Here is a 15,579-nt window from a genome sequence, read left to right as displayed (position 1 = left end):
ATTATTTAGCAAACTTGTGATAAAGTTAGTGTTGGTTATACTTCTTCCTTATGACGTCGTTTGCTTACTAACAGAGTCCCTAGCCCAATAATGACACCAAGAACAAGATAGTATTTCGTATCATTTTCTCCAGTATTTGGTAGTTGAGTCACCTGTTTTTCTTGATTAGGACTAGATAGACTAGCTTGCAAAGTGACTGGACGAGGTAAAGTTGGTTGAAGGTTTGGCTTCTGACCTATCGGTACATGCCCTGAATTCCCAGTATCTTCTACAGGAGGTGCCTGTACATCAACTTTTTCTGAGTCTATAGGTGGAGGCGTTACAGTGCCTTCATCTTTTTTGTCAGTGGCAGTATTTGCTGGCTCTTTGGCATCATTTGTTGAAGTAGCAACACCATCCAGTTCTGCCTGAGCGCTTGTCAGAACGGCTAGAGCTTGATCGACACTTGCTTGGCTTGCAGATTCATCAACTAGAATCGCTTTCGCTGCTTCAACTGCCTGGTCATAAGCTTGTTTCACGTTCTCAGATGCATTGAGATACTTAGCATCTGTCGCTTTTAATACGGAAGAAACGGATACTGCGCTACGAAGGGCTGAAATATCAGTCTTTTGACCATCTAAGTTGGCTTTCGCTGCTAACAAGTCAGCCAACGCTTGGTTGACAACTGCCTGTGTTACATTCTCTTGGTTCAATACAAGTTGTGCTGAACGAACAGCTGTATCATAGGCAATTTGTTTGGTATTTTCAGCATTGTAATAAATAAAGTTTGCCTGAGTCGGTGTGTAGTTTGATACTTCAGCAATTAGTTTTTCCTTATCGGTAGCCTGACCGTTTAGCTGTTCTCTCGCCGCCACAAGACTGGCAAGTGCTGAATCTACTTGTGCCTGATTGTGTTTGTTGGCATATACTGCATTGGCATCTTCTAATGCTTTAGCATAGGCAGTTTGAAGTTCTGGACTAGCATTGTAATAACGCGCTGTTTCTTCAAGTCCTGCAAGTTCAGCAATCAGTTCTTTCAAAGCAACTTTATTAATCAAGGTTAATTTCTTAACATTTGACTGGTTTGCAAGTACTGCTACGTCTAATTCTTCCAAAAATTCATAGCCTTCTGGGAGGGTTGGAAGGATAGTGTAGGTACCAACTGGTACAAATTTACCATAATCAGTCTTAGAATATTTAGCATTTGGTAGCTGAATAGTCTGACCATCAGCAGTTACCAGTTGGATGGTTGAACCAGAAGGTAGTAATGCATCAATATCTACCAGCAAGTTTGCCTTATCTTTCAAAGTCACATAGAAATTCACCTCGGCAGTGCTATTTTCTTCCGAGATCGTCACGACTGCTTTTGTTTCACCTGCTAGGCTTGACCACTCTGTATCATATAAGAATAAATCAAAGGTGTAAGTACCAAATGGTAGCTTAAGAACGCTAGTATCGCCGGCATATCGTGGTAATTCTGCAACAATCTTGCCTGTTTCATCGGTGACTGAGTAAGAGAAAAGTATTGGTACAGGACTATTTGTGTCTTTATCAAGAATATTGACAGTTACCAATCCTTTTTCATTGCCAATACTGATCAGATTCTCTACTTTTTCATAGCTGATGTTACCAGCATAATCCTCTACTGTGTAGTAGAATTTTGAAATATCTGCAAGATCAAGAGGCAATGTGAAGGAACCATCGTCATTTTGTGCCACAAATACCTTGTTATCAGAAACGGTTACATCACCATTTTCTAATAAGGAAGGAATAGTTGTCGTACCATTGGCATCTGCTACAAGATAGAATACTTGCTCGCGATATAGACCAGACTCTCCTTTTTCAATGGCTGGGCGAGGGTTAAATGTAAAGTTTGTTTCATCATAGGTTGCGGTCGTAATAACTGGTGATTGTCTATCAATGATAACATCGAAAATCATAGTTTGTACTACTGCACCTGGAACTTCAGATGAGTAGGTCAAAACGTATTGATATTTACCATCGGCTAAAGCATTCCCCTCACTGTCTGTTCCATTCCATTCAGTAGGGTAAACAATGCTTGATTTTGGATTTTTAGGATTGCCACTATAGAAGTTTTTATTGCCTGACTGTGGTTGACTTTCCCAAAGTGGATTTCTGCGCTCAGTATCATCTGCAGCATAGACGCTTGCGACTAAATTAGTATAATTTCTTAAGAATACACCTTTGAAGGCTAGAAAATCTTGGTTCTCATCCCCATTTGGTGAGATAGCCAAGTGAGGCTTACCAGATTCATCGAGCTCTAAAACAAAATACCCTGCTTTGTTTTTAAATGTTCCGAGGGTCTTGAGTGCAAAGTCAGAACGCTTGTTTGTAGAATAGATTAACTCTTTACTTCCTGTCACGAGACCTGTGTAGTGATGGCTAATATCAACCGTATCTGGCTGTGCTACAACAGGTTCAAAGTAGAAGCCCCCTTTACCATCAGCAATAAGATTGTAAATCGGCTTTTCTAGAACGGCTAGATTTTGGAATTCCCCACGGAAACCAACGTATGGAATGCTGACAATATCACCACCATCGGCTACATCTGTAAATCGAACAAAGCCTTCAAGATAGTAACCGTTTTTCATCAATCCTGTCAATTCTTCAGTAAAGCTTGATGCATCTACAGAAATTGTAACAGTTGTACTTGAATTAGCTTTCACAGTCACCTTACCGCCAGCAATCTCTGCTAATAGACGTGGAGCCAAGGTGATCAATCCGTTTTGAACAGTATCCGTTGTTAACTGTGTTGAGTAGTTTAAAGTCTTATCTTCGTTTGTAATGTTATGAAGTGTGACCGTAAAGCTGAATGTATCCTCAACATTTCCCAAGGTAATGCTGCCATACCCATCTTCGCCAGTCAAATATAAACCTGTAGAAATAGCTGCCGCAGTATCAATAATACCCGCACCTTGTTGACGTGGTGAAGTGTAGGCATTCGTATCTTTGTTCACATGAGCTTTTGCAGTAGACATAAGCAAGTGTTTTACTAATGCTTCGATTTCTTGAGGAGACTTAGTTGGATAAGTTTCCTGTAAATATTGTTTTACTAATACAGCTACTCCCGCCACATGTGGAGAAGCCATACTTGTTCCCTGCATGTTGGCATAGTCATTATCATTAATCGCTGCATAAATAGCACCACCCGGAGCAGCTAAGTCTGGTTTTAGTTCGCCATCTGCTGATAGGCCCCAACTTGAAAAATCTGAAAGAAGACCTGCTTTGGGGTTAGGACGAATGTCTGTTTCATTATTGAACGCAATCTTATATGGCTTAGCCGCCAAAGCTTCACCGAATTCCAATGGAATGAAGATAGATGGAATTGCGGTAGCTGTATCATCCAGTTGCATGCTCACATTGGCTTCACCTGGGCGGCTATTGAAAATAACGACCCCTACTGCCCCTGCAGCTGTTGCATTGGCTATTTTTTCTGAGAAACTGATGGTTCCTCGTTTGATAAGTGCAAGTTTTCCAGTCAAATCTAAACCATCAAAATCCGAAGCCTGACCGATTCCTGCATAGACATATTCATATTCCTTTCCAACTTCAAATGGTACAGGACTTTTCTCTGGATTATCGAACGAACTCTTTCCGTAGTTCAAATCAGCATTATTTTCTAAGCCAATGATATTAATTACTTTACTGCCAACCGTTGTGTTATTGTAAGAAGCGACAGAAATTGCATCGCGAGCTGTTGAAGGAGCTCCGACCAAGCCATAATCTGGATAATCGGCTGACGGATTAGAATGACCTGAACCAAATGTTCCATCATTACCAGCGGCAATAACAACAGAAACACCTGCACGACGAGCAGCCTCGATTGCTGCAGTCACATTTTCATTCATGTTAACAACAGAGCCGTTAGCTCCTCCCAAGCTGAGGTTGATGCTATCGGCACCCAATTTTACAGCATCTTCAATCGCCTTTACGTACAATGCTGCGCCTGTTGTAGCTTTGAGATCTGAGAATACGCGCATAAACATGACTTGCGCTTCAGGAGCTACACCATACATTAATTGTCCAGCAACTGGTTGCGTCGGATTTCCTGTGGCAATGCTTGTCACGTGCATACCGTGTGAACGTTTATCTTCTTCTTTCAAGACCGTATTCACATCGACATAGTTATAACCAAATACAACCTTATCGTTAAACCATTCACCGTAGGTAATTCCTGCTGCCTTTTTAGCTGCTTCTATCTCTTTTTCTGATTTATATTTCGCAGTTGAGAGGTTTGAAATACGCAATACGTCGTGGTCAACATCAAGACCGGAGTCTATGATTGCAACTACTGTTCCTTCGCCTTTGTAACCACTGTCCCAAACTTTAGGTACTGTAATGATCGTATTACTATCAATGTTTTGTGGTTTCGCTTCTTCCTGATTAGTAATAGCAGTAGTCTCATCTGCTACGGAAAGCTTCTCCTCTTCTTCTACTTTTTCCTCTGAAGCAGCTGGAGTTTCTACAGCTGGTTGAGTTGCTTCTGTCTCTGCATTTGTGACATTTTCAAAAACAGTTCTTCCCTCTCCATTATCTGTAGTGGTTACATCAGTTGGGGTAGCCTCCACAGAAGTGTCAACTAACTCCTCGACTACAGGAGTTTTTGAGGCTGATTCTCTTACGATTGCGTCAGGAACAGTTGCTCCCACCTTAGTCTCTACAAGGCTTGTCAATTCATCTGCAGCTACCGATGGTGCACCTGCAAACAAAAAAACTGCACCCAAAAGAACAGACACAGTTCCAATTTTATACTTCCGAAGTGAGAAAGTTTCTTTCTTTTTCATAACTTTTCCTCCTAGTTTTTCTCCTTTATTATTGGCAAAGCCAATAAATATATTAAAACATAAAATTATCAGTATTGCAAGTATATTCTGAAAATTCAGTTATTTATTCAAACTATAACTAGCTATCAATAATATCTATAACCATAGATACAGATAATGCACACTAAAAAGGGAGTGAGCAAGACATTCATGATGGCTCCGTCCTTACCCACAGAATAATGAAATAAGCATAAAGCCCTCACTAAGATTATATACCTAATGAGGGCCCTGTGGTGGGTGCATTATTAATGTTAATTATGATGAAAAAACTGCTCTACCCTACTGATAAGAACCACAATATGCGCTCAAGAATATGACTAAAATTCAGTAGATAGGCTCTCTAATTTTAAGAAGGAAGGAATTGTCATAGATAATCATGTGTAGATCAAGTCGATATTGTCGTTTGTATTCCCCTTAATTTGTCCAAAGTGTTACTTAGCTACATTTGATACAACGACTAAAGGTCTACGTGCTTACCACGATTTTCTCAGTCAATTTCATGTGGAAGCTGTTGGTATGGAAAGCACAGGTGTCTATTGGCGACCTGTCTGGCATGCTCTATGTGATGACTTCGAGCTAATACTTGCTCAACCAGCCCACATGAAGGCCATTACAGGTCAGAAAACTGACAAGAAAGACGCTTACTGGATTGCCAAATGAATGCGGATTGGTCTGCTGCCTCGGAGTTTCGTTCCCGATGAAATTATTCCTGAATTGAGAAAGTTGACCAGACAACGAAAACAGTATAATATTGGGACTTTTCTACCTCATCTCTTTGTTAAGACAATCTAAAAAAATGCTAATCTCCCCCAAATATCCTACGAACGGCATGAATTTGAGAGATTGGAACTGCAACGAGCAAGGAATCACCCATAGAAAGTTGGCTATTTCCTTTCACAATCCTTGACTTACCATGATGAATTTGACTGGTAATCAAGCATGAATCCGGCAAACGTAACTCACTTACAAATATTTGATCCAATGTTTCGTTGACAACAACCTCTATTAAGGTCATATGTTCTTGCTGTTCTACTTCTTCTGGCAGAATTTTTTCCAACATTGCTTCATAGACCGGCGCGCCACCTAAAAGATCCATCATCACATAGGAACTCAAAGCCACCAACCCGATGACCATCAATTGATTCAAACTTCCTACCATTTCAGTAACTAAAATAATAGCAGTTAGAGGTGCTTTGGAAATCGCTGCGAAAAAGCCTGCCATACCCAATACAATAAACAATAGCATCTGGTCCTGACTGATGAAACCAATATCAAGGAAGAACCGTGCGACAAAAAGCCCAAGGAGACTTCCTAAAGTTAATATGGGCAAAAAGATGCCCCCTGGTAGACCAGAACCATAGGAAATCATGCTCCAGACAAATCGTATTAAAATCAGGATTGCCAATGTCAGTAACCCTTGTTCCAAATATGGAAGCTCTAAAATCAAATGATGCCCGCCACCCAACAGGTTTGGGAAAAAATAACCAATCGGTATAATGAACAAAAAGGCAAATACACTGTAGTATGGAACTGGGAGAGGAATGATTTTTGAGAGGAGGGTATAGAAACCTTGTATATTGAGGATAACAACTTCATACACATATCCAGCAAGTCCAAGGAAAACTCCAAGTAAGATATAAATCCAATATTGGTCAAGAGATAGCAACTGTAAGTCCTTCGGCATATGCAAAACAGGCATTAATCCAAAAACATGTAAGGAAATAAAGTTCGCAGTGATACTGGCTGCCAGGGCTGAGACCCATACCAGACGTGAAAACTGATGATAGACTTCCTCCACAACAAATAAAAGGCCTGCTATTGGTGCATTGAAAGCTGCTGCCAAACCTGCCGCAGCGCCACTAGCAATCAAACTCCTTCTTTCCATTTCACTGGATTTAAGAAGAACTGATACACCTTTAGCCGTTACAGCTCCTAGTTGAATGCTGGGACCTTCACGCCCCAGCATTAGGCCAGATGCAATGGATAAAACACCGCCGATAAATTTTTTCCAAAGGACTGACCACCAGTTTAAATCCATAATTCCTTTTAGTTCTGCCTCTACCTGAGGTATACCAGAACCTTTTGCATTTGGATCGTCTTTGATCAACTTGCCAACAAGTAAAGCTATAACCAGATAAAGCCCTCCAATAAGAAGTAAATAGATTGCATTGTCTGTTGCCAGAGAATAGAGGTGCGTAAAGACAGAAAATAGTTTTTCAATGGCTAAGCGAAATGCAACGACCACTAAACCAGCGACAATGCCAACTAAACTACCACGCAGAACCGAATAGAGGATTGATCGAGAAATAAAACTAACTTCTTTCCGGTGATTTTCCATTGGGATTTCCCTTCCTTTCTATAGTATGTATGACCAAAAAATGGGAGCAATAAGTACTTAGTAAAGAACCTCACTCCCATTCTTTTATTTATATTGCTACCTGTCCAATCAGACTATTTCCGATACATCTTGAATTGGAGATAGAGGTCATTATACATTCCAAGCATCTCTGGTCCAAGATTATCATAAACTTCCATCTTCTTCATCGTTTCTTCTGAAGGATAGAAGGATTCGTCGTTCTGAGTCTCCTCATCCAGCATAGCCTTGGCTGCAGGAATTGGTGTTGAATAACCAACATATTCTGCATTGCGGAGCGCATTTTCAGGACGAAGCATAAAACTCATAAAGGCATAAGCTCCATCAATATTTTTTGCTGTTTTTGGAATGACCATGTTATCAAACCAAAGGTTAGAACCTTTTGATGGTACAACATAGCGCAGATTTTCATTTCCATCCAACATCTCACTAGCTTCACCAGAGAAAGATACTGCGATAGCTGCCGCATCTTGTATCATATAACCTTTTATCTCATCAGCAACAATTGCTTTGACGTTTGGAGTTAGATTATAGAGATGTTCGGTAGCCTTTTCAATCTCGGTAGGATTGTTGGAATTGAGACTATACCCTAGTGATTGTAGACCAACCCCCATAACTTCACGCACACCATCAATTAACATGATATTGTCACGATATTCTTCTGACCACAAGTCTTCCCATTCCTGAGGAGGATTTTCTACCATGGTTTCATTGTAAACAATGCCCAAGGTTCCCCAGAAATATGGAATAGAATAATCATTATTCTTGTCAAAGCTAAGTCCCATAAATCGTGGATCGATATTTTCTATCCCTTCAATCTTAGATTTATCTAGCTTGATTAACATATTTTCTTCTGTCATCTTAGAAATCATGTACTCAGATGGGATTGTCAAATCGTATGTTGTTCCACCCTGCTTAATCTTTGTGTACATGGATTCGTTGGAGTCAAAGGTCTGATAATCTACCTGAATACCTGTTTCAGCAGTGAATTCTGCGAGTAATTCTGGGTCAATATAATCGCCCCAGTTATAGATGACAAGCTTATCAGTTGTCCCCTGGGTTGAATCAGCTTCTAATTTATAACTAATTCCCCATAGAACTAGGACAATAGCGATAATTCCTACAAAAAAAGAATACAATCGTTTCATTAGTTGGCCTCCTTTTCACGTGAGATGAAATAATAACCCACTACCAATAAGATAGAGAAAAGGAAAACTAGGGTTGACAAGGCATTGATTTCCAGAGAAATTCCCTTACGAGCTCGAGAGTAAATCTCAACAGATAGGTTTGAGTATCCATTTCCTGTTACGAAGAAGGTCACGGCAAAGTCATCCAAAGAATAGGTAAAGGCCATGAAGTATCCAGCAATGATGGCTGGTGTTAGGTAAGGCAACATAATTTCTTTCAACATTTGTGGCTGAGTTGCTCCCAAATCATAAGCTGCAGAAATCATATCCGCATTCATTTCCTTCAGACGAGGTAAGACCATTAAGACTACGATTGGAATAGAAAAAGCAATATGACTGAGTAATACTGAGACAAAGCCAAGCTGGAAACCAATCATGGTAAAGAGAATCAAGAAACTTGCCCCGATCATGACATCTGGTGCTACCATCAAAATATTATTGACAGACAAGAGTGCATTCTGAAAACGAGGTTTTGCTTGATAGATATAGATGGCGCCGAAAGTTCCGATAAGGGTCGCAATCAAAGAACTCAAAAAAGCTAATAGGAAGGTTTGAGCTAAGATGAGCATGAGACGGCTATCACTGAGCATGGAAGAAAAATGCTCCAAGGTAAAGCCTGTAAAGCCATTCATATCCCCGCCTTCATTAAAGGCATAAAAAATGAGATAGAAAATCGGTAAGTAGAGAAGGAGAAAGGCAACTGTTAAGTAGATATTTGCAAATTTCTTCATTATTTCTTCCTCTCTTTCGTCATCCACATAATCAAGAGCATGGCAAAAATCAAGACCACACCAATGGTTGAACCCATTCCCCAGTTTTGTGTTGTGAGGAAATGTTGTTCGATGGCTGTTCCCAGTGTAATGACTCGGTTACCGCCAATCAAACGGGTCAACATGAAGAGGCTCAAACTTGGAATGAAAACTGCCTGAACACCTGAACGAACACCGTTCATGGAAAGAGGAAAAATAACTTTTGTAAAGGTCTGCCAAGAAGTTGCCCCCAAATCACGACTGGCATTGATTAGGTTTTTATCCAAATCATCCAAGGCGTTAAAGATCGGCAAAATCATAAACGGAATCTCGATATAGGCTGCAACTGCAATAAAAGAGAAATCCGTGAAAAGAATTTGCTGAGCTCCTAGACCAATAAATTCTAGGAACTGGTTGATAGAGCCGTGTTGCCCAAAAATACCGATAAAGGCATAAGCTTTCAGCAAAAGATTGACCCAGGTTGGCAAGATAATCAACATGAGCCAGAGTTGTCTATGCTTGAGTTTGGTCAAGAAATAGGCTGTTGGGTAGGAAACCAAAAGTGTGACCAGAGTAATAATACCTGCGTAAAAAATAGAGTTGAAACTCATTCGCAGATAGGTCATATTTGGCGAGTTAAAATAGGTCTGGTAGTTGGCCAAAGTGAAATTGCCATGAATATCAAAGAAAGATTTGAAGATAATCAAGGCAACTGGAGCGAGTACAAAGAGAAAGACCCATAGGGCATAGGGAATTGCAAAAAGCCTAGAGGTTTTCTTCATTGCGTTCCTCCTCAATGGCGTTAATCAAGCCATCTTCTACTTCTTCCACTTCCACATATTCTTCGATACGAGCATCGAATTCTTCCTCTGTTTCATTGAGACGCATGATATGAATATCTTCGGGCTCAAAGCTTAGTCCAATCACTTCTCCGACAATGGCCTTACGAGTTGAGTGAATCATCCACTCATTACCAAGGTCGTCATAGGCGATGATTTCGTAGTGAACACCACGGAAGAGCTGTGTATCCACTTTTACCTGCAATTTGCCTTCTTCAGGTAAGGTAATCTGCAAATCTTCTGGACGGATAACAACTTCAACTTCTTCGTTTGGTCGCATACCGCCATCGACAGCTTCAAAGCGTTTGCCGTTAAACTCAACCAAGTAGTCTTCTATCATGCGGCCTGGAAGGATATTGGATTCACCGATGAAGGTAGCAACAAAATGGTTGATTGGCTCGTCGTAAATGTCCACTGGCGTCCCAGATTGGACAATCTCACCTTCGTTCATGACAAAAATCCAGTCACTCATGGCCAGAGCTTCTTCTTGGTCATGGGTAACGAAGACGAAGGTAATTCCTAGACGTTGTTGCAATTCACGCAGTTCATACTGCATTTCTGTTCTTAGTTTCAAGTCCAGGGCAGAAAGTGGTTCATCTAGCAAGACGACGCGAGGCTGGTTGATAATCGCACGTGCAATAGCAACCCGCTGGCGTTGACCACCAGACAATTTCTGAATGGAACGATTTTCATAACCAGAAAGTCGGACCATTTGTAAGGCTTCTGTCACACGGCGTTCGATTTCAGCCTTGTCAACCTTTCGTAATTTAAGAGGAAAAGCCACATTTTCAAAGACAGTCATATGTGGGAAAAGGGCATAGGACTGGAAAACAGTATGGACATCCCGTTTATTGGTCGGAACATCATTAATCCGTTGACCGTCCAGATAAATATCACCTGAACTCGCATCCAATAGACCAGCAATAATGTTCAAAATCGTTGATTTACCTGAACCAGAAGCTCCTAAAAGGGTATAAAATTTCCCCTCTTCCAATTCAAAACTAATATCCTTTAATACAGTTGTTCCACTGTCTTCAAATACTTTTGAAACGTTCTTAAATTCAATAATTGGCTTTTTCAATTCTCATAAATTCCTTCTTTTTTGTAAGAGCCTGATGGCTAGAGTGTATCAGCAGGATCGCCGATAATACGAACCTCTCTCTCCAGAGTAATTCCTGAAGATTTTTCAACGACTTCAATCACATGGGCAATCAAATTTTCGTAATCAGTTGCTGTACCATTTTCTATATTGACCATAAAGCCAGCGTGTTTTTCAGAAACTTCGACTCCACCAATTCGATAACCTTTTAAACCTGCATCCATAATCAACTGTCCTGCGAAGTGACCAAGTGGACGTTTGAAGACTGAACCACAAGATGGATATTCCAAAGGTTGCTTGAGCTCGCGTAAATGTGTCAAACGAGCCATTTCTTGTTGAATAACCGTATGATTTCCTGGCTTGAGGGCAAATTTTGCAGACAAAACAATCGCACCGTTTTCCTGCAAAATAGAAGAACGGTAGCCAAATCGTAACTCACGATTGTCCAATGTTTCGACATAACCTGCTGGAGTCAAAATCTGCGCCGAAACTAGAATGTGTGCCACTTCACCTCCGTAAGCACCTGCATTCATATAGACAGCACCACCAATGCTTCCCGGAATACCACAAGCAAATTCAAATCCTGATAAAGAATGGAAAAGTGCAACTTTTGTTGTTTCAATCAGATTGGCACCTGCTTCCGCTTCAATGGTGTATCCTGATACAGTAACGGAGTTAAGTTTATCCATACGGATAACAAAACCACGAATACCGCCATCGCGGACAATGATATTACTTGAATTTCCTAATACTTGCCATGGAATACCTTCGCGTTTAGCAAATTCTACTATACGAACAATCTCGTAACGATTCCGCGGAAAAGCTAGATAATCAACAGCTCCTCCTACTTTTGTATAGGTATATTCTTTTAAAGGCTCATCGAATCGAATATCGATGCCTTCTAATTCAAGCCTAATTTTATCTTTCATAACCTTCTCATTTCAATTTAAGATATACAGGATTTATTATACCAAAAATTACAGGAGAAAACGAATAAAATTCAACAAAAATACTTTCACAAGCCAAATTAATTTGCCCCAATATTTTGAAATGGAGAATGGAATGCACAAAAAAAGGAGTTCCCTTCCTACCGCATATAGTTGCGATGGTGAACTCCAATAAAATAAACATTTTTAGTTTTGCAGATGATAGATTCTCACTATCTATACAATAGCAATCCCCTTGGTATCAACTTGAAGGCGGTGGACAGTTCCGTCTAGATTTAGTTCCTCTAATGCAAGAACAATAGCATCCTCCCTATCTTTGGGCGCTAATACCATCACTGTTGGACCGGCACCTGATAAGTAGGTTGCATAGGCTCCCAACTCCTGTGCAGTTTGCTTGATTGGACAAAACTCCTTAACAAGTAGCTGACGAAACGGTTCATGGAACATGTCTGACTGAATTGCTTTCCCAGCTTTTTCCAGATCACCTGCCATCAAACTGGCAACAGCAACGTTTGCAATGGCACTAGCAGCCACTGCTTTCTTGTACCCCATCTGAGAAGGTAGTACACCTCGGCTTTCAACCGTACGCAGTGGGTAGTTTGGAATAAAGGCAACAAAACTTGCTTCTGGGAATTCTGTTACAACTGCCTGTACTTTCTTATTAACATAGCTAGAGATGACTAAATTACCAAAAATCGCTGGTGCTACATTATCAGGATGTCCTTCAATTTCTGTAGCTTTGAGCAATTTTTCATCCGCTGTCATATTCAAACCTGCTAATTGATTAGCCAATTCGATACCAGCTACGATAACGGAACTGGATGAACCCAAACCACGTGCCAAGGGAATATCGCTAATCATTCTGATACGATGCGGCTGCAATCCTTTTTCAATCTTTAAAGCTGTCTTGATCAAAAGATTGTTCTTGTCTGATGGAACATGTTCAAGATTGTGCTCAATCACCCATTCATCAGTCTCTTCAAACACTTCAATCGTTAGATATTTCGAAAGGGCAACACCTACTGAATCAAATCCTGGACCGATATTAGCTGAAGTTGCTGGAATAATAATTTTCATTGCTTATTCTCCCAGTACTTTAAAGGTATTTAAGACAGTAAAGTCTGTTTCTTTGCTCAATTTGTCTGTTACATTTTCCAACTGAGTCTTACTCATTTCATGGGTCACAATCACTAGGCGGGCTGTTTCTCCATCTGCAGCTTGTTGCAGAATTTGCTTGAAGGAAATTTCTTCAGAATTGAAGATTTCTGCTAAACGAAGCATTTTTCCATTTTTATCAGGCGCATCAATTGAGAAATAATATTCGCTCTTCACATCGCTTGGGGCTGCCAATTGAAGTGGGCGGCTATATTCGTTAAAAGCTTTGCCGATAGTATTGTCTTTCAAGCGACGAACGATACGAATAATGTCAGCCATAACACTTGTTGCAGTCGGTTTTTGCCCAGCGCCCGGTCCATAGTACATAGACTGGCCGATGCCGATAGATTCGACAAATACAGCATTCATCACACCATTGACGCTTGCAAGGGGATGATTTTTCGGTAGGAAGGTTGGAGATACTTCGGCAGCAATACCAGAGGTGGTTTCTTGAATATCACCCACAAGTTTGATGACGTAGCCCAACTCTTGTGCCACTGCTACATCTTCTGGCGTGATATTTGAAATACCCTTGTGTGCTACGTGTTCAAAATCAACTGTCATACCGAAAGCAAATTGACTGAGGATAACAGCCTTGTAAGCCGCATCAATCCCCTCAACGTCATTTGTTGGGTCAGATTCTGCATAGCCAAGTTCCTGCGCTGTTTGAAGAGCTTTTTCGTAAGTCCAGCCTTCATAAACCATCTTAGTCAACATGAAGTTTGAAGTACCATTCAATACACCGAGGATACGAGTTACCTTATCAGCAGCCAAAGAGTTGACCAAGGTACGCAAGATTGGAATACCACCTGCAACTGCAGCTTCATAATAAAGCGCAAGACCTTTCTCTTCAGCCAAGGCACGCAATTCGCTACCATGAACAGCAAGTAAATCCTTATTGGCTGTTACAATATGCTTGCCTGCTTCCAAGGCACGTGTAATAAATGTTTTTGCTGGCTCAATACGTCCCATCAGCTCAACTACAATGGCGATGTCTTCGTCAGCCAAAATGTCATCAATATTTGTTACAAAATGATAGTCATGACCTGCAGCCAAGAGACGGTCTTTTTCTGCTTCATCCTTGACCAAAACCTTCGCAACTTCAATACTATCATGCGCGGCTTTCTCTATTTTTTCCTGGTTTTCTTCTAATAAAAATGGCACACCACTCGCAACGGTTCCAAATCCTAATAACCCTATCTTAACTACCATGTGCTCTCCTTTAAAATGTATTTCTCCCATTATAACAAATATTCTGACTATTTGGCAAAAAATTTGATATAATTGTTTTAATATATGATTATGGAGATAAGATAATGAAACATTCAAGAAGAGCCCGTCGAGGTCGCACACAAAAGAAACAACTTGTGCCAATGCTACTTGGTATCGCATTGTTAGTAGTGACTCTACTATCTATTTTTCTAATCTTTCTAAAACAGCCATCTAAGCAGCAAAATGATTCCAAAGCTTCAACGGTAGAGACAACAGCCAGTTCGAGTGTTATGACTTCAGAAAGTAGTGAAGTAAGAACAGAAATCATTTGGGAACAACAAACTGAACCTATCAAACTTCCAATCCTCATGTATCATGCCATTCACGTAATGGCTCCCGAGGAAGAAGCTAATGCGAATCTTATCGTAGATCCAACGACTTTCGAAAGTCATCTAAAAGCATTGCAAGATGCAGGTTACTATACTTTATCACCTGAAGAGGCTTATAAGGTATTGACAGAAAATGTCCTTCCTGCTGGCAAAAAGGTTGTCTGGCTAACCTTTGACGATAGCCTCTGGGATTTTTATAGTTATGCCTACCCATTGATTAAGCAATATCAAATGAAGGCAACCAACAATGTCATTACAGGGTTTACTGAGTATGGACAAGCAGGGCACCTTACTCTTGATCAAATCAAGGAAATGCAGACCGCAGGGCTCTCCTTCCAAGGGCATACCGTCAACCATCCTGATTTAGAGTATAGTTCTATCGAGGATCAAACAAATGAACTTACATCCTCTAAAGCCTATCTTGACAGCCAATTAAATCAGGAAACCATCGCTATCGCCTACCCTGGTGGACGATACTCAGCAGATACCGTAGCCTTAACCGAACAAGCTGGCTACAAACTTGGTGTGACTACTAACAACGGCTTGGCTTCTGCTAGTGACGGATTACTGACTCTCAATCGTGTCCGCATACTCCCAACCACTACCGCTGAGGGACTATTATCCGAAATTTCCTATTAATTTTCACAAACTTGTATATGAGAAAACTCCCTGTCACTGTGATATACTCCCCTTATAGTGGACAGTGAAAAAACAAAAATTTTCACTAGAAACTATAAAGGGAGTTTTATTATGTCCAAAAGAAGTCCAAAGTCTGTCTCTGAGAAACTAGAAATTGTTCTACTCT

At 40.6% G+C, this 15,579-nt stretch carries 10 protein-coding genes and 1 pseudogene; 2 read left to right on the top strand and 9 right to left on the bottom strand.

Annotated features, from left to right (window positions below; all coding sequences use genetic code 11):
- Nucleotides 1-35: 35 nt before the first annotated feature.
- A complete protein-coding gene (locus ODU45_RS00055; protein ID WP_398580499.1) occupies nucleotides 36-4,784 on the bottom strand; it encodes a S8 family serine peptidase in 4,749 nt (1,582 codons plus the stop codon).
- A gap of 462 nt (nucleotides 4,785-5,246) precedes the next feature.
- Here ODU45_RS00055 and ODU45_RS00050 point away from each other — a divergent pair.
- Nucleotides 5,247-5,570, top strand: a pseudogene (locus ODU45_RS00050) (transposase); the annotation flags it as partial.
- A gap of 52 nt (nucleotides 5,571-5,622) precedes the next feature.
- Here ODU45_RS00050 and ODU45_RS00045 read toward each other — a convergent pair.
- The 8 genes from ODU45_RS00045 to ODU45_RS00010 all read right to left on the bottom strand — a co-directional run bounded on the left by ODU45_RS00045 (nucleotide 5,623) and on the right by ODU45_RS00010 (nucleotide 14,385).
- Entirely contained in the window at nucleotides 5,623-7,161 is a 1,539-nt protein-coding gene (locus ODU45_RS00045) for a ClC family H(+)/Cl(-) exchange transporter (protein WP_398580498.1), read from the bottom strand.
- Nucleotides 7,162-7,274: 113 nt separating this feature from the next.
- Nucleotides 7,275-8,345, bottom strand: coding sequence for an ABC transporter substrate-binding protein (locus ODU45_RS00040; protein ID WP_105105831.1), 1,071 nt, complete (start codon nucleotides 8,343-8,345; stop codon nucleotides 7,275-7,277).
- A complete protein-coding gene (locus tag ODU45_RS00035) occupies nucleotides 8,345-9,115 on the bottom strand; it encodes an ABC transporter permease (protein ID WP_105179124.1) in 771 nt (256 codons plus the stop codon). Before ODU45_RS00035 ends, ODU45_RS00040 begins: the two co-directional genes overlap by 1 nt.
- Nucleotides 9,115-9,915 carry an ABC transporter permease gene (locus ODU45_RS00030; RefSeq protein ID WP_398580497.1) on the bottom strand — a complete coding sequence of 267 codons (801 nt, stop codon included), beginning with the start codon at nucleotides 9,913-9,915 and terminating at the stop codon, nucleotides 9,115-9,117. The genes ODU45_RS00035 and ODU45_RS00030 overlap by 1 nt, the downstream gene beginning before the upstream one ends.
- A complete protein-coding gene (locus ODU45_RS00025; protein WP_014637974.1) occupies nucleotides 9,899-11,053 on the bottom strand; it encodes an ABC transporter ATP-binding protein in 1,155 nt (384 codons plus the stop codon). Before ODU45_RS00025 ends, ODU45_RS00030 begins: the two co-directional genes overlap by 17 nt.
- A gap of 38 nt (nucleotides 11,054-11,091) precedes the next feature.
- Nucleotides 11,092-12,000, bottom strand: a complete 909-nt coding sequence (murB, locus tag ODU45_RS00020; RefSeq protein WP_014637975.1) for a UDP-N-acetylmuramate dehydrogenase — start codon at nucleotides 11,998-12,000, stop codon at nucleotides 11,092-11,094.
- Nucleotides 12,001-12,234: 234 nt separating this feature from the next.
- Nucleotides 12,235-13,095 carry a homoserine kinase gene (thrB, locus tag ODU45_RS00015; protein ID WP_002938588.1) on the bottom strand — a complete coding sequence of 287 codons (861 nt, stop codon included), beginning with the start codon at nucleotides 13,093-13,095 and terminating at the stop codon, nucleotides 12,235-12,237.
- Nucleotides 13,096-13,098: 3 nt separating this feature from the next.
- Complete coding sequence (locus ODU45_RS00010) at nucleotides 13,099-14,385, bottom strand: homoserine dehydrogenase (protein WP_044758854.1); 1,287 nt, start codon at nucleotides 14,383-14,385, stop codon at nucleotides 13,099-13,101.
- Nucleotides 14,386-14,489: 104 nt separating this feature from the next.
- Between ODU45_RS00010 and ODU45_RS00005 the strand changes: the two genes are divergently transcribed.
- Nucleotides 14,490-15,413, top strand: a complete 924-nt coding sequence (locus tag ODU45_RS00005; RefSeq protein ID WP_105105827.1) for a polysaccharide deacetylase family protein — start codon at nucleotides 14,490-14,492, stop codon at nucleotides 15,411-15,413.
- The last annotated feature ends 166 nt before the right edge of the window (nucleotides 15,414-15,579 follow it).

This window comes from Streptococcus sp. 2022WUSS135 (assembly GCF_044427045.1).
Lineage (GTDB): Bacteria > Bacillota > Bacilli > Lactobacillales > Streptococcaceae > Streptococcus > Streptococcus hashimotonensis.
This window is presented reverse-complemented; position numbering and strand designations above follow the sequence as displayed.